Source organism: Ochrovirga pacifica (assembly GCF_000220525.1).
GTDB lineage: Bacteria > Bacteroidota > Bacteroidia > Flavobacteriales > Flavobacteriaceae > Ochrovirga > Ochrovirga pacifica.
The window spans coordinates 198402-219907 of record NZ_AFPK01000014.1 but is presented as its reverse complement, the minus strand read 5'-3'; the positions used below and the strand labels follow the sequence as shown (position 1 = coordinate 219907).

Here is a 21506-nt window from a genome sequence, read left to right as displayed (position 1 = left end):
AAAGATAAAGAAAATTGTTATGTTAGAAAAAGTATATGCTGCTGCCTTTTTGGGGGTAGATGCAACCGTTATTACCATTGAGGTAAATATAGATCAAGGAGTTGGATATCACTTGGTAGGACTGCCAGATAATGCTGTAAAAGAAAGTAATTTTAGAATACACGCAGCTCTAAAAAACAATCAATTTCACTTTCCTGGAAAAAAAATTACCATTAACATGGCACCCGCAGACATGCGAAAAGAAGGAACTGCTTACGATGTTTCCTTGGCAGTGGGGGTTTTAGCAGCTTCCAAGCAAGTTAATGCTAACAAACTGCAAGATTTTATTGTGATGGGAGAATTGTCTCTAGACGGAAGTTTACAGCCTATTAAAGGGGTGTTGCCTATTGCTATAGAAGCAAAGAAACAAGGGTTTAAAGGAATAGTACTTCCAGAAGAAAATGCAAAAGAAGCAGCATTGATTGATGGATTTGAAGTCTATGGTTTAAAAAATATTGTAGAGGTAATTGATTTTTTAGCTGGTAATAGAGAATTTCAGCCGTTAGTTTTCGATACACAAAAGTATTTAGATGAAATAGACAATCAGTTTTCGTTTGATTTTACGGATGTAAAAGGGCAAGAGTCTGTAAAGAGAGCTTTAGAAATTGCTGCTTCGGGAGGTCATAATATATTGTTGATTGGTCCACCAGGCTCAGGAAAAACAATGTTAGCTAAGAGGCTTCCAAGTATCTTACCTTCAATGACTTTAAACGAAGCAATTGAAACTACCAAAATCCATTCGGTAGCAGGAAATACAAAAAACAAAGAAGGACTTATTTTAGAAAGACCATTTAGAGCCCCACATCATACGGTTTCAGATGTTGCTTTGGTTGGAGGAGGACAATATCCCCAGCCAGGAGAAATATCTTTGGCTCATAACGGAGTTCTTTTTTTAGATGAACTTCCGGAGTTTAAAAGAAGTGTTTTAGAAGTAATGCGACAACCTTTAGAAGATAGAGAAGTTACCATATCTAGAGCCAAGTTTACCATTACTTATCCTAGTAGTTTTATGCTAATTGCAAGTATGAATCCATCACCTAGCGGAGACTTTATTAATGATGAAAATAAGATCCAATCTTCGTCGTTAGAGGTAAAAAAGTATTTAAATAAAATTTCGGGACCGTTATTAGATCGGATTGATTTGCATATAGAAGTTACTCCAGTTCCTTTTGATAAGCTTAGCAATGAAATACCAGCTGAAAGTAGTAAGTCAATCAAAAAAAGGGTGCAAAAGGCAAGAGACATTCAAGTCAAAAGATTTGAAAAAGATACCATCCACTACAATGCTCAGATGGATGTAAAACACATCAAGCTGCATTGTAAATTGCATCAAGAGACCAAAGAGTTGTTAAAAAAAGCAATGGAGTCTTTAAATTTATCTGCTAGGGCATATGACAGAATTTTAAAAGTTGCCAGAACAATTGCTGATTTAGAGCAGTCTAAGGATGTTAAGTCTCATCATATAGCAGAAGCCATCCAGTATCGTAGTTTGGATAGAGAACATTGGATTTGACAATATCATTCCTTTTTAGTAATTTAAAGAGGTACTTTTAAAAAAATAATAACCTTATGAAATACTTTAGAACCGAAATAAGAAATAGTCCTAAACGTCAAACAATAAAAGTATACGTACATGACATCAAGTGTGATGTAGAATGTAAGGAGTTGCTAGAACAATTATGTGGTGTTGATTTTGTAGAGATTCAAGAGTCGTTAAGCCGAGATCGAGTAAAAGAAAACGTAACCGTTTTTGTAAAAGACGATGCTGATGTAAATCGTGTTCAGCAATTGGTAGAAAACAAATTAGATGAACATTTTGCTTTTGATTGATTTGTTCTTTATTTATAAAAAAAAGCACCAAATCTGTACAGATTTGGTGCTTTTTTATGTGTATAGTGTTGTTTTATTGGTACACTTCTTTTACAAATTCTTCGTAAGTAACTTCTTTCTCATCAAAAGAAATTTTTTCTTTAAATAAGTCTAGCATTTTAGAGCTAATTAATTGAGATTGTAATCTTCTTGCTTCGTCTTGATTCTGTAAAACTTTCATGGCAATTTCTTCCAACTCTTTGTCTTCAGGGTTGGTTTGTCCGTATTGTGCCATTTGTTGCCTTATAAATCCAATTGCGTAATCTTTTAATTCTTGAAAATCAACTTTAATGTCATTTTCTTGCATTAATTTACCTTCTATCAATTGGTAACGCAATCCTTTTTCAGACTTGTCATACTCAGCAGTTGCTTCTTCTTCGTTCATTGGTTTTTCACCAGCAGTTCCTAACCATTTAATTAAAAACTCTTTTGGTAAGTCAAACGATGTGTTTTCAATTAAGTTTTCTGTAACTGCGTTTAGTAAGTGTTGGTCTGCTTGTTGTGCAAATTGCCCTTCTGCATCTGCTTTAATTCGGTCTCTTAATTCGCTAGCTGTAGCAACAACACCTTCTCCAAAAATTTTATCAAAAAGTTCTTGATCTAATTCGGCAGGTTCTGTATAACTGATTTCTTCTACTTTAAATGTCAAAGGAAAAGCATCTTCATTTTCTACTTCTTCTAACTTTAGCCCTAAAGAGCTAGCTAGCTTTATGTCTTCGTTAAATAGATTTTTAGATTTTAATTCTAAAACATCCCCTACTTTAGCACCTACAAACTTTTTGTTGTTCATTTTACCTTTAATGTCCTCTAAAGTAAAAGTTGCTTTGTTTTCAATTGCTTTTTCTTCGTTAGTAAAAACACCTTTAATGGTAGAGTTTTCTGCAATTTCTTCTTGGTTAATTACTTCACCAAAACGGTTTTGTAAGTTTTCTACCTCTTTGTCAATCAACTCATCGTTGGCAACAATATTGTATTTGGTAATTTTTGATTTAGATAAATCAACATTGATTTCAGGAGCCAATCCTAGTTCAAATTCAAAAGAGAAGTTTTCAGCATCCCAGTTAAAGTTTTCGTCCATTTTTGGAAGAGGATTTCCTAAAATATCTAATTTTTCTTCAACCAAATAGTTGTTTAAAGACTCTTGTAACAATTTGTTTACTTCATCTACCATTACTGATTTTCCGTACTGCTTCTTCACCAACCCCATTGGCACTTGTCCTGGTCTAAATCCTGGGATATTTGCCTTCTTACGATAATCTTTTAATACAGAAGTAACTTTATCTTGATAATCCTCTGCTGTAATATCAACCTTAACTACTGCATTTAATGCATCGATATTCTCTTTAGTAATGTTCATTTGACTTAATTTAATTTAAAATCTCTAAAAAATTGGGTGCAAAAATAGGCTTTTTTTTACGAATCAACAAAACTATAATCAATTCATGCTCAATGTCTTTGTTACAAGCTGTTGCTTATTTTAGAAAAGCAATCAGTTTGTTGTAAAAATCGGTCGGGTTTTCTGCATGTAACCAGTGTCCGGCATTGGGGACGGTTTCTAGTTTTGCTTTTTCAAAATGTGCTTGAATCAAAGCCATATCATTGTCTAAAATATAGTTAGATTTAGCACCTCTTATAAATAATGTTTCTCCGGAATATGTAGTAAAAGAAGGAAGTGCGGCTCCAACTTCTGGGTTGTTGTCTGTTAAGCTTTTTAGGTTGAATCTAAAGTCCATTTGGGTCTTTGTTTTTCGGTATACATTTTTAAGCAAAAACTGACGAACTCCTTCTTCTGAAATACTTTCTTTTAAAATATCATCTACCTCTGAACGGAGTTCTAGCTGGGAGAAATCTACAGTATTTAATGCATTAATAATGGTATCGTGATGCGGAGGATAATACTTTGGAGCAATATCTACAACAATAAGTTTTTCTACTAATTCTGGGTATTCTACGGCAAATAACATGGCTGTTTTTCCACCCATGGAATGTCCTAAAACAATGGCTTTTTTTAGTTGCTTTTGTTCAAAGTAAAAGTGTAAATCTTCTACCATTAATTCGTAGTTAAAGGCTTCCGAATGAAAACTACGTCCATGATTTCGTTGGTCTACTAAGTGAACTTCAAAATCTTCGGATAGCTTGTTAGCATGAGATTTCCAGTTGTCTCCCATACCAAAATATCCGTGTAATATAATCAAAGGTGTTCCGATTCCTTGAATTTTAGAGTGTAGTAATTCCATAGTTATAGTACGTCTTGAAGTTTGTATTGATACATTGTAATCACATTTTGCAAACCATAGTATAAGGCCTCGGCAATAAGGGCGTGGCCAATAGAAACTTCGCTTAATTCTGGAATGTTTTTGGCAAAAAAGTTAATGTTTTTTAAGCTCAAATCATGCCCAGCATTTACTTGCATTCCTAGTTTTTTTGCCAGTTGAGCCGCTTGTGCATATTCGGTTATAACTCTTGTGTTTCCTTTTTGGTATTCTACAGCGTATTTTTCGGTATACAGCTCAACCCTATCTGCTCCTGTAGTTGCTGCTGCTTCAATCAAATCAGGATTTCCTGTGTCTATAAAAATAGAAGTTCTTATTCCTGCTTCTTTAAATTCTGCAATCACATCTTTTAAAAAAGATTGATGGGTAATGGTGTCCCAACCCGCATTAGAAGTAATGTTGTCTATAGCATCAGGGACTAAGGTTACTTGATGAGGAACTACATCTAAAACCAGTTGTTTAAATTTAGGAATAGGATTTCCTTCAATATTTAATTCTGTAGTAACAATTTCTTTTAAGTCGTAAGCATCTTGATAACGTATGTGTCTTTCATCGGGTCTAGGATGTATGGTAATTCCTTGTGCTCCAAATTCCTCAATATCTTTAGCAACTTGTACTAAGTTGGGCACGTCTCCACCCCTAGAATTTCTTAGTGTTGCAATTTTATTCACATTTACGCTTAATACGGCCATATTCTGTATTTTTATGATGGCAAAAATATTTAAAATAGACCGAACTATATATAAAATTTAGTATTTTGAGTTTATGGAATTAATGGATTACATATCAACAGATCATATTACAATTTCTTTACAAGAAACGGTAGCACAAACTCTGGCTGTTTTTGAAGAAATCCCTTACTCACACATTCCGGTAGTAGTAGGACAAAAATTGTTGGGGAATATTCCCAAAGAGGACCTAAAAACAATAGAAGACAAAGAGCTAACTATTGAAGAAGTAGCCTATCTTTTTGAGTACTTTTTTGCTAAAGAAGAGGATATTTTACTAGAAGTATTCTCAAATTTTGCTGTAAACAATACAAGTATGTTGCCTATTGTAAACAAGGACAAGCAGTACATAGGTTATTTAGATTTAAATGACACGTTAGATTATTTTTCGGATACAGACTTTTTAAATACCGAAGGAAATATTTTGTTGTTAGAAAAAAAGACAACAGAATATACCATGTCCGAAATTTGTCAAATAGTAGAGTCTAACAATAATATGGTGCTGGGGTGCTTTATTTCTAAAAGAGAAGAGGAACACACTTTAATTACCTTAAAAGTAAAATCTATCAACATCAATCAGTTAATCCAGTCCTTTAGAAGGTATGACTATTATATTATCAATAATTTAACAGAAGATTCATATTTGGAAGGATTAAAAAAACGTTCAGAATACTTTATAAAATATTTAAACATTTAACTTCGCAGCCTAAAAGTAATCCGAATGAAAAAAGTAGCCATCTATGGGCAGGCCTATCATCAAGAGCATGAAAAATATGTAATTCAGTTGTTTGAAATTTTAGAACAAGCGAATGCAAGTGTTTGTGTTTTTGGTACTTATGCAGAAGAATTAAAACAAGCAGGATTGTCCGTTACAAATGGGTTACCTGTTTACGATGATGAAAACACATTAGACGCTTCTTTCCAAACACTAATTTCTTTAGGGGGTGATGGAACAATCTTAAGAGCATTGGACCAAATAAAACACTTACCAATTCCTGTTTTAGGAATCAACCTGGGAAGGTTGGGTTTTTTGGCCACAGTACAGAAAAATGAAATTCCACAAGCAATGAAAGCTTTTTTTAGTGGAGATTATAGAGTCGAGGAGCGAGTAATGTTAAATGTAAAAAGTAATGAAAACTCTAAAGAATTTGTAAGCATAGGATGTGCGTTGAATGATTTAACCATTGCCAAAAAAGACACAACTTCTATGATAGGAGTAGAGGCTTACTTAAACGGAGAGTATTTAACCACTTATTACGCAGATGGCTTAATTATTTCTACCCCTACAGGATCTACAGGATATTCTCTAAGCTGCCAAGGTCCAGTAATTATGCCAAACACAGACAATTTTTTAATCACACCTGTGGCACCGCATAACCTAAACGCAAGACCTATTGTTATTTCGCACAATACCGAAATTAAACTAAAAGTTTTGAGGAGAGAAGATCAATTTTTAGCATCTTTGGACTCAAGAGTCACCACGATTGATGTAGAAACAGAATTGATTGTAACCAAAGCAGATTTTACAGCCAAGATCGTTGCCTTAAAGAACCATGCTTTTATCAATACGTTAAGAGATAAGTTATTGTGGGGACAGGATACAAGAAATAAGTTTTCAATAAAATGAAAATAGAATCCTAATAATTTTATTGATCAATTAATTATATTTGACACGTTTAAACATTGAATATGAAAAAACTAATCTACCTACTCATCTTTATTTCTTTTCAAAACAGTTTTTCCCAAATCTATGAAGCTGGTTTTACTTTGAATATGCCAAACATCTTAACCGATAATAGCACTACTATGGATTTACTAAAACCAAAAATATCGCCAACAAGTATCGGTTTTGCTATTAAAAAAAATGCAAACCCCAGAATTGCATATCGTTTAACAGCCAATAGATTAAAACACGATAACATAAGTATTCTAGAAGGAACATTAGGTGTTGATTTCAATTTCTCAAAATACAACCTATTGCGTTTTAGAGAAGGTGAAAGAGGAACACCCTATTTTATTTTAGAAGCAGCAGCCCTTATTTACAATAACGGAGCTGGTTATAAACCCATGATAGCTTTGCCAGTTGGAATTGGATATAAAAGAGCAATTAATAGAGATTTCTTATTTTCATTAGAAGCAAAGGGAAGAGTTGCATTAACAGACGACTTGGACGGAATGGCTACTAATGGAAGTACTTATGATGCTTATTACTTTTTAGGAGGTAGTATTTATTATACTTTTGGATGGCCAAAAGATTATAAGACAAGAAGTAAGTTCTAAATAAAAAATACAATTTGTTAGATCAATTAAAAGAAAATAAGATTCCTAGACACATTGCAATTATCATGGATGGTAATGGTAGGTGGGCAAAAAAACAAGGAATGGCTAGGATTTTTGGTCACAGAAATGCGTTAACAGCAGTTCGAGAATCTGTGATAGCCGCCTCAGAAATAGGAGCAGAGGCAATTACTCTATATGCATTCTCTACAGAAAACTGGAAAAGACCTAAACTAGAAGTAGATGCATTGATGACTTTGCTAACCAAGTCTTTAAAAAAAGAAGTCCCTGATTTTATGAAAAACGGGGTAAAGGTTAATGCCATTGGTAAATTAAACGACTTGCCAGACAATGCGCAACAAACTCTAAAAGAAGTTATTAAAACCACCGAAAATAATTCAAAAATTATTTTAACCTTTGCACTTAGCTACGGAAGTAGAGAAGAAATTACTTCTTGTATCAAAAAAATAGCAGAAAAAGTAGAAAATAAAGAATTAAGTATTAACGAGATCAACGACTGCCAAATACAGCAGCATTTGTACACGCACAACTTGCCCGATGTAGATTTAATGATCCGAACTAGTGGCGAACAGAGACTTAGCAATTACCTTTTATGGCAAATGGCTTATGCAGAATTGTATTTTACCGATGTACTTTGGCCTGATTTTAGAAGAGAGGACTTGTACAAAGCAGTTGAAACGTATCAAAACAGAGAAAGAAGGTTTGGAAAAACCAGCGAACAATTAGACGGAGAACATGAACAAGTTACTTAAGAAATATATTTCTATCCTTTTTTTATTTATTAGCAATCTTATTTTTTCACAAGAAACCGAACCTGATTTAACAACTTCCAAACGATACTTGTTAGGAGGAATTACAGTTACGGGTACCAATCAGTTTTCTGAGGCTTCAGTAATTTCTTATTCAGGATTAAAAACAGGACAAGAGATTAAAATCCCAGGAGATAAGCTAACAAGTGCTATCAAAAAATTACACAAAACGGACAAGTTTAGCAATGTAGAAGTATACGCAACCAAATTAGAGGGGAATACAATTTATTTAGAATTTGCGATTCAAGAATTACCTCAGTTAGATAGAATTACTTATATAGGTGTTAGTAAATCCAAAGCCAAAAAATTTAGAGAAGATACCGATTTTGTAAAAGGTAAAATGCTTACAGAAAATTTGGTAAAATCAACAGAAAATTACATCAAACAATTTTACATAGATAAAGGATATTTAAATGCCAAAGTACGCATTAAAACCAATACTCCAGAAAATCCAAATTTAAGAAATGCTGTAGTTAGAATTGACAAAGGAAAGTTAGTTAAGATTGATGAAATCGTAATTGCTGGAAACGAACAGTTTGATGACAGAGATGTAAGAAAAGCCTTAAAAGATACCAAACAAAAATTTTGGGGAAGATTTTGGAAACGCTCTAAATACGTAGAAGATGCTTTTGAAGAAGACAAACAAAAACTGATTGAAAAGTATAGAAGAAAAGGGTTTAGAGATGCCAGAATTCTATCAGATAGTATAAGTTGGAACAAAGACGGAAAAACCATCGACCTGCACTTAAGTCTTGAGGAAGGAAAAAAATACTTTTATAAAGACATCTTGTTCTTAGGAAATAAAACCTATGCAAGTGATCAACTTCAAAAAATCTTAAAAATAGACAAAGGTGATGTATACGACTCCAAAACCTTAGAAGAACGTGTAAAAGGAGATGGAACACCAGATTCTGAAGATATCTCTACCTTGTACCAAAACAATGGATATTTGTTTTCTCAAATAAATTTGGTAGAAACCAAAGTAGAGAACGATTCTATCACTGTAGAAATCAGAATTCACGAAGACGATCCGGCAACTATTAGTCATGTTTCTGTAATAGGAAACGAAAGAACTAACGATCACGTAATCTTTAGAGAGTTAAGAACAAGACCAGGAGATTTGTATAGCAAAGACAATATCATCCGTTCCATTCGCGAGTTGGGGCAAATGGGATTTTTTGATGCAGAAAACATCACACCAGACCTAAAGCCAAATTACGCAGACAAAACCGTAGCGGTAGAATATAGTCTAGAAGAAAAAGGTTCTAGCCAAATAGAACTGCAAGGTGGATATGGTGGAGGATCTTTTATTGGTACATTAGGGCTTTCGTTTAACAACTTTTCTATTAGAAACATTTTTAATAAAAAAGAATACAAGCCATTACCTTTAGGAGACGGGCAACAATTGTCTTTAAGGTTACAAGCCAGTAGATTTAATACCTCTAATAGCATCTCTTTTACCGAACCTTGGTTGGGAGGTAAAAAACCAAGATCTTTTACCTTTTCTATTTACAATCAAAGACAATACGGATACGAAACCAATAGTTTGGGACAAATTACTTCGTACAACAATGTAGATAAAGATCAGTTGTTAAATATTTTTGGAGTTTCTGTAGGTATTGGAGAAAGATTAAAATGGCCAGACGATTACTTTACCATTAGCAATGCCATTAGTTACAGAAGATACGAGGCCAAAGATTTTAATTTTGGATCTTTAACTTTTGACAACGGAAGAGGAACTTCTCACAACCTATCTTACAACGTAACTTTACAAAGAAACTCAGCAGGACCAAGCTTAATTTTCCCAAGATACGGTTCTACATTTAGTGTAGAAGGTAAATTTACACCTCCTTACTCTATGTTTACTTCAGAAAGATTTGAAAGCAACAACGAACGTTTCAAATGGTTAGAGTATTACAAAGTAAACATCAAAGCAAAATGGTACACCGCTTTGGTTGATAAATTTGTATTAATGACCAACCTGCAATTTGGATACCTAGGACAATACAACAACAGAAAAGGAGAAATTCCTTTTGAGCGTTATTTCGTAGGAGGAGACGGATTAAATACCAACAATTTTGATGGTAGAGAAGTAATAGGATTAAGAGGATATCCAAACAGTTCTTTATCTGATGGAGCTGCAGGAGAATTTTTTGGAGCAACCGTATACGATAAAATGTCTATGGAACTACGTTACCCAATTACCTTAAAACCATCGGCATCAATTTATGCACTTGGATTTGTAGAGGCAGGAAACGCTTACAGCGGAATGGATAACTTTAATCCTTTTGATGTAAAAAAATCAGCAGGACTAGGAATCCGTATATTTATGCCAGCATTTGGTTTGTTAGGAATAGATTTTGGTCATGGATTTGACAATGTTCCAGGAGAAATACAAAAGTCAGGATGGCAAACCCACTTTATCATAGGACAACAATTTTAAAAACATGGCATGATTATTTCTAGATACATATCCAAACCCAAACATTTTTTTGTAACAATTTTTGTTTTTACAGTGCTAACCGTAACGGCACAACAAAGAGAACAATCTGTACAAAGAATAGGATTTGTAGATATGGAATACATCTTAGAACAAATTCCATCTTATGCCCAAGCACAGTCTAAGCTAGACTCTGAAACAACGCTTTGGAAAAGAAATTTAGACAAGATGTATCTAAAGCTAGAAACCATGAAAAAAGAGTTTCTAAATGAAAAACCCTTGTTAACAGAGGATTTAATCAGAGAAAGAGAAACAGAAATAGAATTGTACGAACGTGAAATATTAACCACAGAGAATACCTATTTTGGAGTTGAAGGAAAATTATATGACCTAAGAAAAAAATTAGTAACTCCTTACCAAGATTTAGTATTCAATGCGGTACAAGTGGTAGCTAAATTGCGTAAATTCGACATGATTTTTGAAAAATCTTCGTCCATCGTTATGCTCTATACCAATAACAATTACGATATTAGCGACCTAGTTTTAAAGTACATTCAAAAATCAGAGAAAGAAATAAAAGAAGAAGAGGCTGCTCTTAAAAGAGAAGAAGCCAGAAAAGCAAGAGAAGCTAGAATAGCAGAACAAAGAAAAAAACGAGAAGAAGCCCTTAAAAAAAGGCGAGAAGAAAGACAAAAACGATTAAACAAGAAAAACGATGAAACAAATTAAAACCACATTTTTAATTGCAATTATTGCACTAGGATTTACACAGTTTGCAAACGCTCAAAAAATTGCACATATCAACTTAGACGAAGTGGTAGCTTCTATGCCAGAAGCCAAAGCGATGCAAGCAGATATGGAAAAATTAGGAAAAACGTACGAATCTGAAATCAAAACAGCTTCAACTGCATTAAAAGCTAAGTTTGATAGATACACAGCAGAAGAGAAGTCTAAAACTCCTGAAGAAAATCAACAAAGAGCTGTAGAAGTACAACAAGAACAAGCTAAAATTCAACAATTACAAGCTGCTGCTCAACAAGAGTTACAAAAAAAACAAAACGAATTGTTGGCTCCAATCGTAAAGAAAGCTCAAGATGCTATCAAAGCATACGCTAAAGAAAAAGGAATCCAGTACATCTTAGATGCTAGAACCTTAATCTATTCTGAAGGTGGTGAAGACATCTCAGCAGCAATCAAAGCTAAGTTAGGAGTAAAATAAAATAGAAATACAAACACACAACTTAAAGCATTCCTTACAAGGAATGCTTTTTTTATATCTTTAATTTTTATTTGATTTTGTGCCATGACAACCAATCGTACAGCAAGTCCAATCGGAATTTTTGATTCAGGGGTAGGAGGAACTTCTATCTGGAAAGAAATTATCAAAAGATTACCCAACGAAGATACCATCTATTTTGCAGATAGTAGCAACGCTCCGTATGGCGAAAAATCCAAAGAAGAAATTATAGCAATCTGTATCAAAAATACCCAGTATCTAATAGACAAAGGTGCAAAAATAATTGTCGTAGCCTGCAATACCGCCACAACCAACGCAATCCATATTCTTAGAGATAAGTTTCAAATTCCCTTTATAGGTATAGAACCTGCCATTAAACCTGCTGCATTGGCCACTCAAACCAAAGCTGTAGGAATTTTAGCTACCAAAGGAACACTAAGCAGTGCGTTGTTTCATCATACGACACAAAAATTTGCAGCAAACATTACTGTGGTAGAGCAAGAGGGTACGGGCTTGGTACCTTTAATAGAAGCAGACAAAATAAATAGCCCCGAACTAGAACAACTGCTAACAAAGTATTTGCAACCTATGATGCAACACCAAATAGATTATTTAGTCTTGGGTTGTTCTCATTATCCTTATTTAATTCCTAAAATTAAACAGTTGCTAGGTACAACAGTTACCGTAATAGATTCAGGCTTTGCAGTTGCCAAACAAACAGAACGTATATTGGCAGAACATCATTTGCAAAATCCAAAAACAACAGCTGCAAAACACTTACTTATCAGTAATGGTAATTTAGCTATCTTACAAAAACTTACACAAGATGTAGCGCTGCATCAAAATGTTGTGTTTGCAAATCAATCGGCAATATAATGCTTTCAATAGTGTATTTATAGTTGCTTTTCTTTAGAATCTGCTTCTATATTTAGATTTCTAAAATCTAAAAAAATGAAAACAATACTTCGTCTTGCATTTGTAGTACTTACCTTTTTTTCTTGTTCTGCCAATAGCAATCCAATAGAAAAGCAATCTGATAAAGAAACAGAAGAAACCACAAAGCATTCACAAACCAAAGTAAATCCTGGAAACGTTTCAGATAGTAGTATGTATCCTGCTACTCCTTACAGTCAAGACGGAGCAGGTTACCAAGGCAAAGATTTTAAAGAACTTCCTCAAAATAGAATGCTAACATTTACTGCCGGAGAAAACGATACAGATCGATTGAATCAACTAATTACAGACCTAAATCAAAAAGGCGGAGGAACCATTCTCATCAAAAAAGGTGCGTATACCATTAAAGATGTTTGTCTAAAATCTAACATTCACATCACCATAGAACAAGGTACTACCTTTACCATGGATCATGATAAATGGCACAAAGGCATCAAAAATTTTTTGTTCAATATAGGAATGAAAGAAGGCAAGTCTTTAGTACAAAACGTAAAGATTACAGGTCTGGGCACTATAAACTCAAGACCAAAATGCATACTAACCCGACCCAAAAACACCTTTTACCGTGCCATTGCCATAGGTTATGTAAAAAATGTTCTTATCCAAAATCTTACCATACAAGATCATCTTACCAAAGGGGCAGCCATCGCTTTTAACCCTGTTAAGGTTAGCAACCAACATGCAAACATTGCCCAAAACGTTACCATTGCCAATATAGAACTTACCGGGGGTTCTATTGGTTATGGTTTGGCTCAAACCAATGTGGGTAAAAATATTTTGCTAAAAAACTTAGTCAGTCATGGGGGAATGACGTGCAGAATCGAAGCACACACAGGTAGGCAATACAATCTTGGGGTTTCTAACATTGTAATAAAAAACGTAGCAAGCATTCACGGAAAAGCAGCAGTACTTTTGCAACCCCATTCAGTAGTAAACGGAAGAATTTTGGTAGATGGAGCTAAATCCCAAGGAAGTACATGGACCTTATTTCTAAGAAGAGGTTTTGTGGCCAAAGATTCTAAAAGAAAAGCCAGAGGAAGCTTCTCTCAAAATTCTCAATTCAAAAACATCAGTCTAGCAGCTACAGATCATACAGCAACATTGTCATATAAAAACTTTGTGTACGTTCCAAAAGCACTACATCCTTTGTATAAAAATCCAGATTTTAACCCTGTGCTAAACGATGCCAATTATACGTTGGTAGATGGCGGGGGGTATGGCAAAGAAAGTGCCGTATTAGGGGCCTCTGTAGCCGTGGTGTTTACAGATGCAGATTACCCAATGCAACTACCCACAGAAAACCAATTGGTGCTTACAGGCAAAACAGAGGGCAGAATAAAAATAATGGACAAAAAATAAAACAAAAGCTCAGACCCAAAGTCTGGGCTTTCTTATTTTTTATACCAACTAGCGTATGTTAAATAACTCTCGGCAATCCTTTCTACTTCGCCTTTCAAAAGTGCTTCACTCAAATCTTTTATTTTCTTAGCAGGCGTACCAGCATACACACTGCCCGATGCAACTCTAGTTCCCTTAGTAACAACCGCACCCGCAGCAATAATACAGTTAGATTCCAACACACAGTCGTCCATTACAATAGCACCCATCCCCACCAAAACATTATCATAAATAGTGCATCCGTGCACAATGGCATTGTGGCCTACAGAAACAGAATTTCCAATTACCGTTGGGTGTTTTTTATACGTAGCATGTACCACAGCTCCATCTTGTATGTTTACCTTATTTCCCATCTTTATGCTATGCACATCACCTCTAATCACCGCATTGTACCATACGCTGCAATCATTACCCATTACCACATCACCAATCACAACACAGTTCTCTGCCAAAAAACAATCGTCACCAAACTGGGGTGTTTTTCCATTTAATTCTTTTATAATCATCCTCTATATTTTTACATAAAATTAAACCATTCAAACCAAACAAAAACATTCTCAACCACAAAGTTTATCATGCTTTACTTCCTTAGTTCCTCGTTTTAACAATCCGTCAAAAAGCCTATCTTTGCAGTTCACAAATTTGCAACCATGATCAAAATCAAAACCTTAGAAGAAATAGAGCTAATGAGAGAAAGTGCCCTAATCGTTTCTAAAACCTTAGGAATGCTTGCCAAAGAAGTAAAACCAGGGGTTACCACCTTGCAGTTAGATGCCTTGGCCGAAACTTTTATTAGAGATCATGGTGCAGAACCAAGTTTCTTAGGTTTGTATGATTTTCCCAACAGTTTGTGTATGAGTCCCAACGCTCAAGTCGTTCACGGAATCCCAAACAACGACCCTTTACAAGAAGGAGACATTATTTCTATCGATTGCGGTGCATACAAAAACGGATTTCACGGAGACCACGCCTACACTTTTCAAGTCGGAGAGGTAAGCGATGAAATCAAAAAACTATTAGAAGTAACCAAACAAAGCTTGTACCAAGGTATTGCCCAGTTCAAAGCAGGAAACAGAGTGGGAGACGTAGCGTACGCCATTCAAAAATATACCGAAGACCACGGTTACGGTGTCGTAAGAGAGCTCGTAGGTCATGGGCTAGGTAAAGTAATGCACGAAGACCCACAAATGCCCAACTACGGAAAAAGAGGTAGAGGTAAAAAATTTGTCGATGGAATGGTAGTAGCCATAGAACCCATGACCAACATGGGAACCAAAGAAATCATTCAGTTAAACGACGGATGGACCATACTAACCAAAGACGGAAAACCCTCAGCTCATTTCGAACACGATGTAGCCATTGTCAACGGAAAACCCGAAATTTTATCAACCTTCAAATACGTAAACGAAGCTCTAGGCATTCAAACCAACGTCGAAGATCAGTTCAGAGCAAAACCTTACGGTGCATAAATGGGCTTGTTCAAAACCATACTCAACACAGTACCCAGACCCTGGCTAATCAAAGCCAGTTATCTTGCCAAACCTTTGCTAAACCTATGGTACAAAGGAGCTACTTTCATAGACCCCATCAACCAAAAGTCCTACAGAAAGTTTTTACCTTACGGATACCAAAATCAAAGAGAAAACGTATTAGCTCCCGGAACCCTTTCTTTAGAAAGACACAGGCTCATGTGGCTTTACCTAACCCAAAACACCCATTTCTTTAACCAATCACTAAAAGTTTTGCACGTAGCTCCCGAACAGTGCTTCTACAAAAAATTTCGCAAACAAAACAACTTAGACTATACCACAACAGACCTAGAATCTCCTTTGGCCGATGTAAAAGCAGATATTTGCAATTTACCCTTTAAAGACAATACGTACGATGTCGTATTCTGCAACCACGTACTAGAACACATTCCCAACGATGCCAAAGCCATGTCAGAACTACACCGAGTGCTAAAACCTGGCGGATGGGGAATTTTTCAAGTACCTCAGAACACGGAATTAGAAACAACGTATGAAGATCATACCATCACCCAACCAGAAGACAGAAAAAAACACTTTGGCCAGTACGACCATGTACGCATCTACGGATTAGACTACTTTACCCGTCTAAAAAACGCAGGCTTCACCGTTCAACAATTCAAAGTCTCAGAAAACTTTACCCCAAAACAAATACAACAATACAGCCTTATGGCAAACGAAATCTTGCCTGTATGTTTTAAAAAGTAGCCCACACCCAAAAAACTTCTAAAACACAATTACCAACAGCAATCAATCAAACATACTGTTACCAAACACCCCAATCAACTCTTTCTTTTTTAGGTTGATGAGTTTCAAACACCACAAAACAACCAAAACAAAATAATTACAAATCTGTTACTCAGAACTCTATACATAATCACTTAGATTAACATATGATAATTAATTACTATATTAATCCTTATTAATTAATAAAATTGTTAGAATATGAGTCATCAATACGAAACAGGAAACGCAATCAATGTAGCAAACTTTCAAAAATTAATTCAGCAAATTAGCACCTATCCAGAATACAACCCTTCGGTAAACAATCTTCAACTTACCAACCTAGACACTCTGTACACCAAAGCCAACAATTGCATCAATCAAACCATACAATCAAAAACAGACAATAAAAATGCAATACATCAAAGACGATTAAACTTTCAAAACCTAAAAAAATTATGCACCAGAATTAGCAATTATTTAGGCATTCTAGAACTTTCTAACGGAGCATTAGACCAAGCAAAATCCATCAACCGAAGCATACAAGGCAACAAACGAAAAAGACAAACAACCCCCCAAAATACCACCAAAACCATCTCTACCTCCAGACAATCTTTTACCCAATTAACAGAAAACTTTACAAGACTTATAGAGTTTGTTAGCACCATACCCTCCTACAACCCCAATACCGAAGACCTAAAAATTGCCAGCCTAAACAACTACAAACAAACGCTTATAAACAGTACCATAACAGTAGACCAAACCGAAGCAATCTTAAACATAAAGCTAATAGAACGCAACAACGTGCTCTATGCTCCAAAAACAGGTTTGTATACCATTGCTCAAAATGTCAAAAAGTACATCAAAAGTCTCTATGGTCCCACCTCCGAAGAATATACCAAAATTGCAAGAATCAAATTCAGAAACAATTCTTAGCAATTAAACAAGGCAAACACAAATACCCAAAGCATTAAAAGCAAAACTTTTAATGCTTTTTTAAATAATCAAAAAATCTAACAAAAACACAAACAGCGTTATGTATAAAGCAAATACATCCAAAACAAGAATCCAAATACTATTTATAAAAAACAAAAGGTAAAATACAATACAGCAAAAACACTAAGCGGTTTTAGCAATGTAATTTGTAAAAACAACAAGTACATACATATACTTTCTAAAGTAAAACCCAAATATATAATTGTAAAAAAAGAAACCAATAACAACAACTACAAATAGGATGAGGTAACTAGTAAATTTTTAAAAGGATCTTAAGAATTTGCAAATGCAACATGCATATGTCTGTATCGCTAAAATAAAAAAAGGATGTGCTTAGTACATCCTTTTAAAGTTTTTACAGGTTTTTAAAACGTTTATTTTATAAACGTTAAGCCCTTGCTAGCATAAGTCTTAACCTCGTTATTATCTAAATAAATAAAAAACACTTTTAGCTCTGGGTGTTTTGCAACTACAGAGGTTGCTTTTTCATATCCCATAGACATCAATCCAGTTGCATAAGCATCGGCCTCAGCACAAGACCCATTGGTAATTACAGACACGCTTAACAAGTCTGTTTCCGATGGCGATCCCGTTTTTGGATTCAACGTATGTGCTATCTTTTTCCCCGTATTTGGGTCTACCCTAAACTTTCTATAATTCCCAGAAGTGGCAATAGCTTCATTCTGCAAACGGGTAACTTTTTGCAGGCTTCTTGTACCATCAAAATTAGGCTCTTCTATACCTATAGACCAAAATTGTCCTTTATCGTTCGTTCCTCTTGCTCTTACCTCTCCACCAATCTCTACCATATAATCCTGAATCCCTAATCCTTCTAACAAAACCCCTACAGCATCTACCCCATACCCTTTGGCAACTGCATTAAAGTTTAGGTAAATCTCCTTGTTCTCTTTTAGCAATACATTGTTTTCTACATGCACCTTGTCAAACCCAACGTATTGCAACAAGCTGTCTATTTCGTTCTGTGTAGGCTCTTGGGTAATTTTTTTTGCTCCAAAGCCCCAAACACTAGCCGTTTTTCCTATAGTAGGATCAAAATATCCATCCGTATCTAAGTAAACTTTTTTAGAAACCTCCATTACTTTTAAAAAATGTTCGTCTATGGTTACAGACGCTAAAGGTTGGTTATTCAACTGGCTAATAACCGACTCTTTGTGGTACGTAGATAAAGAGTGATTAATTTTTTCAAACAATTGGGCAATATCTTCCTCAATGTTGCGTTCTATAGTCTCAGCATACTTAATGTGAAATGTAGTTCCAAAAACATTTCCTTGTAGCGTTTTGTATACATTTTGTTTAGAATTACATCCGGTAGTTAAAAAAAATATACAAAAACTATAAAAAAGTGTTTTTAGCGTACTGATATAGTTAGATATATGCATAATCATTAGGTATTAGTAGGAAAGTTTTTATATTTGTTCAAAACAAAAATACAATTTATAGACCATGAAAAAAGTTTTATTAGGAATCGTTTCTATTTCTTTAGTAGCAACATCTTGTGTATCCAAAAAAAAGTATTCTGATTTACAAACAGAGCAAGCAACTGTTCAAAATAAGTTAGCTTCTGCTCAAAAAAACTTATCTGCTTCTAAGGTAGATTTAGGAAAAGCAGAAAACGAGATCGCTGCTTTAAAAGACAGAATTGCTTTTCTAGAAAAAGGGAATGAAAAATATTTAGAGAACGTAGATAACTTAATCGCAATGTCTAAATCTGCAACAGACAACATGCGTTCTACTTTGTCTCAATTAGAGCAAAAAGATGAATATATTAAATACATCAGAGAAGCAAACTCTAAAAAAGACTCTATCAACTTAGCAGTTGCCTTTAGTTTAAAGAAAATCTTACCTAACGGATTAAATGATGATGACATTTCTGTAAACATCGAGGGAACTAAAGTATTTATTTCTATTGCAGATAAATTATTATTCAACTCAGGTTCTTACAGAATCTCTTCAAGAGCAGCAGCAATCTTAAAAAAGGTAGGTACTGTTGTAAACCAATATCCTAAAATGGATGTAATGGTAGAAGGACATACAGACAACAAGTTGGTTAAAGAAGGAGCAGCTATTAAAGATAACTGGGACTTATCAGTACAACGTGCAGCTGCTGTAGTGCGTGAGTTAGAAACTAAATACGACGTATTGCCAGAAAGATTAATTGCAGCGGGTAGATCTCAATACGCACCTGTAGTAGACAACGATACAGCTGCAAACAGATCTAAAAACAGAAGAACTAAAATCATCATCATGCCTAAGTTAGATGAGTTCTTCGACTTATTAGACAGCGACAAATAAGATACAAACCACTCCTTTTAAGGACATAGTAAAAAAGGTAGCAACTTAGTTGCTACCTTTTTTTGTATCACTACAGCAAATCCATAGTTTTCTAAAACTATATTTTAATAGTTCGTTGCAGATACTTACATTTGCATTCTGTTAATAAATGATGATTTACTGAATAACAGTAATTTAAAACTATAGAGCATGAAAAACATTGTATTGTTTGGCCCTCCAGGTGCAGGAAAAGGAACACAAGCCGAAGTATTAAAAGAAAAGTACAACTTGGTACACATTTCTACTGGAGATGTCTTTAGATACAACATAAAAAACGAAACCGAATTAGGTTTATTAGCAAAGTCTTACATAGATAACGGAAACCTTGTGCCAGATGAAGTAACTATTAACATGTTAGAAGCAGAGGTAGAAAAAAATACCGATGCCAAAGGGTTTATCTTTGATGGATTTCCAAGAACAGAATCTCAGGCAGAGGCATTGGATGCTTTTTTAGCAAAAAAAGGAGCAACTATCAACGCTATGATTGCTTTAGAAGTAGAAGAAGATATTTTGGTTACCCGCTTGCTAGAAAGAGGAAAAGTTTCAGGAAGAGCAGATGACCAAGACGAAACTAAAATTAGAAACCGTTTTAATGAATACAATACCAAAACCGCTATTGTAAAAGATTACTACGAAAAACAAAACAAATACTACGGAATTAACGGAGTAGGTTCTATAGAATCAATCACTGCATTAATTTCCCAAGTAGTTGACACATTATAAAACGTTGTGCCTTAATCCATAGGCTATCAAAGCTATTAGTAATTCAAAGATTTACTAATAGCTTTTTTTATTTTTGTAATTTAATACAGCTACAAGCATAATGCTTAAAGCCTAAAGTATCTAAAAATGACTGACGGAAATTTTATTGATTATATTAAAATCTACGCTTCCTCTGGAAAAGGAGGAAGAGGTTCTGCACACTTACATAGAGAAAAGTACATAGAAAAAGGAGGTCCAGACGGAGGTGATGGAGGTCGTGGAGGACACGTAATTCTTCGTGGAAATAAAGGAATGTGGACTTTGCATCATCTACGTTTTTTAAAACATAGTAGAGCAGGGCATGGTGGTGATGGTGCATCAAGCCGTAGTACAGGTGCTGATGGAGAAGACAAATATTTAGACGTGCCATTAGGAACCATTGTAAGAAATGCTGATACACAAGAAGTTTTATTTGAAATAACCGAAGACGGTCAAGAAAAAATCTTGTGTGAAGGAGGTAAAGGAGGATTAGGAAACTGGCATTTTAAATCTGCAACCAATCAAACTCCAAGATATGCACAACCTGGAATGCCAGCAGTAGACGGATGGTTTCAAATAGAATTAAAAATATTGGCCGATGTTGGTCTAGTAGGGTTTCCAAATGCTGGAAAATCAACCTTATTGTCTGTTGTAACCGCTGCAAAACCCAAAATTGCAGACTATGCTTTTACCACACTAAAACCTAATATTGGAATTGTAGAGTACCGAAACTTTCAGAGTTTTGTAATGGCTGATATTCCTGGAATTATAGAAGGAGCACACGAAGGAAAAGGGCTAGGGCATTACTTTCTTAGGCATATAGAGCGTAACTCAGTCCTACTGTTTATGATTCCTGCAGATGCTAATGATGTAAAAGAAGATTATAAAGTATTGCTAAACGAATTGGAGTTGCACAATCCTGAATTGCTACACAAAGATCGTTTGTTGGCTATTACCAAGTCTGATTTATTAGATGATGAACTAAAAGAAGAAATGCAAAAAGAACTGCCCGAAGGCATAGAAACCTTATTTATTTCCTCCATAACACAAACTGGAATTGTAGCGTTAAAAGATGCACTTTGGAAAGTAGTTAACAAAGAAATATAAATGCAATACAGCTGCT

The 21506-nt window shown here is 34.8% G+C and carries 22 protein-coding genes; 17 read left to right on the top strand and 5 right to left on the bottom strand.

All coding sequences use genetic code 11. From position 1 onward, the window contains the following. Positions 1-19: 19 nt before the first annotated feature. Positions 20-1552, top strand: coding sequence for a YifB family Mg chelatase-like AAA ATPase (locus FS85_RS0102370; protein WP_010134391.1), 1533 nt, complete (start codon positions 20-22; stop codon positions 1550-1552). A gap of 56 nt (positions 1553-1608) precedes the next feature. After that, positions 1609-1869, top strand: a complete 261-nt coding sequence (locus tag FS85_RS0102365) for a hypothetical protein (RefSeq protein ID WP_010134389.1) — start codon at positions 1609-1611, stop codon at positions 1867-1869. Positions 1870-1942: 73 nt separating this feature from the next. On the opposite strand, the gene tig is transcribed toward FS85_RS0102365, so the two are convergent. The 3 genes from tig to FS85_RS0102350 form a co-directional block, all read right to left on the bottom strand. Next, a complete protein-coding gene (gene tig, locus FS85_RS0102360) occupies positions 1943-3265 on the bottom strand; it encodes a trigger factor (RefSeq protein WP_010134388.1) in 1323 nt (440 codons plus the stop codon). Between the two features lie 115 nt (positions 3266-3380). Further along, positions 3381-4145 (bottom strand): alpha/beta fold hydrolase, encoded by a 765-nt coding sequence (locus FS85_RS0102355; protein WP_010134387.1) that lies wholly within the window; start codon positions 4143-4145, stop codon positions 3381-3383. A 2-nt stretch (positions 4146-4147) separates the two neighbouring features. Continuing rightward, on the bottom strand, positions 4148-4873 hold the full coding sequence (locus tag FS85_RS0102350; protein ID WP_010134386.1) for a pyridoxine 5'-phosphate synthase: 726 nt from the start codon (positions 4871-4873) through the stop codon (positions 4148-4150). Positions 4874-4946: 73 nt separating this feature from the next. Between FS85_RS0102350 and FS85_RS0102345 the strand changes: the two genes are divergently transcribed. The 9 genes from FS85_RS0102345 (at position 4947) to FS85_RS0102305 (ending at position 14006) form a co-directional block, all read left to right on the top strand. After that, the gene (locus FS85_RS0102345; RefSeq protein ID WP_010134385.1) at positions 4947-5606 is read left to right on the top strand and encodes a CBS domain-containing protein; all 660 of its coding nucleotides are present in this window, start codon (positions 4947-4949) and stop codon (positions 5604-5606) included. Positions 5607-5630: 24 nt separating this feature from the next. Continuing rightward, positions 5631-6536, top strand: a complete 906-nt coding sequence (locus FS85_RS0102340) for an NAD kinase (RefSeq protein WP_010134384.1) — start codon at positions 5631-5633, stop codon at positions 6534-6536. 62 nt (positions 6537-6598) lie between these two features. Then, positions 6599-7189, top strand: a complete 591-nt coding sequence (locus tag FS85_RS0102335; protein ID WP_010134383.1) for a DUF6089 family protein — start codon at positions 6599-6601, stop codon at positions 7187-7189. A gap of 65 nt (positions 7190-7254) precedes the next feature. Next, positions 7255-7959 (top strand): isoprenyl transferase, encoded by a 705-nt coding sequence (locus FS85_RS0102330; protein ID WP_050809604.1) that lies wholly within the window; start codon positions 7255-7257, stop codon positions 7957-7959. Continuing rightward, complete coding sequence (bamA, locus tag FS85_RS0102325) at positions 7943-10459, top strand: outer membrane protein assembly factor BamA (RefSeq protein ID WP_010134381.1); 2517 nt, start codon at positions 7943-7945, stop codon at positions 10457-10459. The genes FS85_RS0102330 and bamA overlap by 17 nt, the downstream gene beginning before the upstream one ends. A gap of 9 nt (positions 10460-10468) precedes the next feature. Next, positions 10469-11185 carry an OmpH family outer membrane protein gene (locus tag FS85_RS14970; protein WP_010134380.1) on the top strand — a complete coding sequence of 239 codons (717 nt, stop codon included), beginning with the start codon at positions 10469-10471 and terminating at the stop codon, positions 11183-11185. Continuing rightward, positions 11172-11675, top strand: coding sequence for an OmpH family outer membrane protein (locus FS85_RS0102315; RefSeq protein ID WP_010134379.1), 504 nt, complete (start codon positions 11172-11174; stop codon positions 11673-11675). The genes FS85_RS14970 and FS85_RS0102315 overlap by 14 nt, the downstream gene beginning before the upstream one ends. An 84-nt stretch (positions 11676-11759) precedes the next feature. After that, the gene (murI, locus tag FS85_RS0102310) at positions 11760-12569 is read left to right on the top strand and encodes a glutamate racemase (protein ID WP_010134378.1); all 810 of its coding nucleotides are present in this window, start codon (positions 11760-11762) and stop codon (positions 12567-12569) included. Positions 12570-12644: 75 nt separating this feature from the next. After that, a complete protein-coding gene (locus FS85_RS0102305; protein WP_010134376.1) occupies positions 12645-14006 on the top strand; it encodes a glycoside hydrolase family protein in 1362 nt (453 codons plus the stop codon). A 32-nt stretch (positions 14007-14038) separates the two neighbouring features. Here FS85_RS0102305 and FS85_RS0102300 read toward each other — a convergent pair whose 3' ends face one another. Next, the gene (locus FS85_RS0102300; protein ID WP_010134374.1) at positions 14039-14551 is read right to left on the bottom strand and encodes a gamma carbonic anhydrase family protein; all 513 of its coding nucleotides are present in this window, start codon (positions 14549-14551) and stop codon (positions 14039-14041) included. Positions 14552-14695: 144 nt separating this feature from the next. On the opposite strand from FS85_RS0102300, the gene map reads away from it, so the two are divergent. The 3 genes from map (at position 14696) to FS85_RS0102285 (ending at position 17230) form a co-directional block, all read left to right on the top strand. Further along, complete coding sequence (gene map / locus FS85_RS0102295; protein ID WP_010134373.1) at positions 14696-15514, top strand: type I methionyl aminopeptidase; 819 nt, start codon at positions 14696-14698, stop codon at positions 15512-15514. Beyond that, positions 15515-16279, top strand: a complete 765-nt coding sequence (locus FS85_RS0102290) for a class I SAM-dependent methyltransferase (protein WP_010134372.1) — start codon at positions 15515-15517, stop codon at positions 16277-16279. Positions 16280-16516: 237 nt separating this feature from the next. Continuing rightward, positions 16517-17230, top strand: a complete 714-nt coding sequence (locus tag FS85_RS0102285) for a hypothetical protein (protein ID WP_010134371.1) — start codon at positions 16517-16519, stop codon at positions 17228-17230. Between the two features lie 434 nt (positions 17231-17664). On the opposite strand, the gene FS85_RS0102270 is transcribed toward FS85_RS0102285, so the two are convergent. Further along, complete coding sequence (locus FS85_RS0102270) at positions 17665-18690, bottom strand: FAD:protein FMN transferase (RefSeq protein ID WP_029489205.1); 1026 nt, start codon at positions 18688-18690, stop codon at positions 17665-17667. Between the two features lie 64 nt (positions 18691-18754). Here FS85_RS0102270 and FS85_RS0102265 point away from each other — a divergent pair, with 64 nt between their 5' ends. The 3 genes from FS85_RS0102265 to obgE all read left to right on the top strand — a co-directional run bounded on the left by FS85_RS0102265 (position 18755) and on the right by obgE (position 21490). Next, positions 18755-19603 carry an OmpA family protein gene (locus tag FS85_RS0102265; RefSeq protein ID WP_010134369.1) on the top strand — a complete coding sequence of 283 codons (849 nt, stop codon included), beginning with the start codon at positions 18755-18757 and terminating at the stop codon, positions 19601-19603. A gap of 189 nt (positions 19604-19792) precedes the next feature. After that, the gene (locus tag FS85_RS0102260; RefSeq protein WP_010134368.1) at positions 19793-20365 is read left to right on the top strand and encodes an adenylate kinase; all 573 of its coding nucleotides are present in this window, start codon (positions 19793-19795) and stop codon (positions 20363-20365) included. A gap of 126 nt (positions 20366-20491) precedes the next feature. Continuing rightward, on the top strand, positions 20492-21490 hold the full coding sequence (gene obgE / locus FS85_RS0102255; protein WP_010134367.1) for a GTPase ObgE: 999 nt from the start codon (positions 20492-20494) through the stop codon (positions 21488-21490). Positions 21491-21506: the final 16 nt, after the last annotated feature.

Bases quoted from the DNA above. Each gene is read 5' to 3' on its own strand.
- FS85_RS0102260 (WP_010134368.1), top strand. From the start codon at position 19,793: ATGAAAAACATTGTATTGTTTGGCCCTCCAGGTGCAGGAAAAGGAACA.
- FS85_RS0102370 (WP_010134391.1), top strand. From the start codon at position 20: ATGTTAGAAAAAGTATATGCTGCTGCCTTTTTGGGGGTAGATGCAACC.
- FS85_RS0102355 (WP_010134387.1), bottom strand. From the start codon at position 4,145: ATGGAATTACTACACTCTAAAATTCAAGGAATCGGAACACCTTTGATT.
- FS85_RS0102335 (WP_010134383.1), top strand. From the start codon at position 6,599: ATGAAAAAACTAATCTACCTACTCATCTTTATTTCTTTTCAAAACAGT.
- FS85_RS0102350 (WP_010134386.1), bottom strand. From the start codon at position 4,873: ATGGCCGTATTAAGCGTAAATGTGAATAAAATTGCAACACTAAGAAAT.
- bamA (WP_010134381.1), top strand. From the start codon at position 7,943: ATGAACAAGTTACTTAAGAAATATATTTCTATCCTTTTTTTATTTATT.
- murI (WP_010134378.1), top strand. From the start codon at position 11,760: ATGACAACCAATCGTACAGCAAGTCCAATCGGAATTTTTGATTCAGGG.
- FS85_RS0102365 (WP_010134389.1), top strand. From the start codon at position 1,609: ATGAAATACTTTAGAACCGAAATAAGAAATAGTCCTAAACGTCAAACA.
- tig (WP_010134388.1), bottom strand. From the start codon at position 3,265: ATGAACATTACTAAAGAGAATATCGATGCATTAAATGCAGTAGTTAAG.
- FS85_RS0102340 (WP_010134384.1), top strand. From the start codon at position 5,631: ATGAAAAAAGTAGCCATCTATGGGCAGGCCTATCATCAAGAGCATGAA.
- FS85_RS0102345 (WP_010134385.1), top strand. From the start codon at position 4,947: ATGGAATTAATGGATTACATATCAACAGATCATATTACAATTTCTTTA.
- FS85_RS0102300 (WP_010134374.1), bottom strand. From the start codon at position 14,551: ATGATTATAAAAGAATTAAATGGAAAAACACCCCAGTTTGGTGACGAT.
- FS85_RS0102265 (WP_010134369.1), top strand. From the start codon at position 18,755: ATGAAAAAAGTTTTATTAGGAATCGTTTCTATTTCTTTAGTAGCAACA.
- FS85_RS14970 (WP_010134380.1), top strand. From the start codon at position 10,469: ATGATTATTTCTAGATACATATCCAAACCCAAACATTTTTTTGTAACA.
- FS85_RS0102315 (WP_010134379.1), top strand. From the start codon at position 11,172: ATGAAACAAATTAAAACCACATTTTTAATTGCAATTATTGCACTAGGA.
- obgE (WP_010134367.1), top strand. From the start codon at position 20,492: ATGACTGACGGAAATTTTATTGATTATATTAAAATCTACGCTTCCTCT.
- FS85_RS0102305 (WP_010134376.1), top strand. From the start codon at position 12,645: ATGAAAACAATACTTCGTCTTGCATTTGTAGTACTTACCTTTTTTTCT.
- FS85_RS0102285 (WP_010134371.1), top strand. From the start codon at position 16,517: ATGAGTCATCAATACGAAACAGGAAACGCAATCAATGTAGCAAACTTT.
- FS85_RS0102270 (WP_029489205.1), bottom strand. From the start codon at position 18,690: ATGCATATATCTAACTATATCAGTACGCTAAAAACACTTTTTTATAGT.
- map (WP_010134373.1), top strand. From the start codon at position 14,696: ATGATCAAAATCAAAACCTTAGAAGAAATAGAGCTAATGAGAGAAAGT.
- FS85_RS0102290 (WP_010134372.1), top strand. From the start codon at position 15,515: ATGGGCTTGTTCAAAACCATACTCAACACAGTACCCAGACCCTGGCTA.
- FS85_RS0102330 (WP_050809604.1), top strand. From the start codon at position 7,255: ATGGATGGTAATGGTAGGTGGGCAAAAAAACAAGGAATGGCTAGGATT.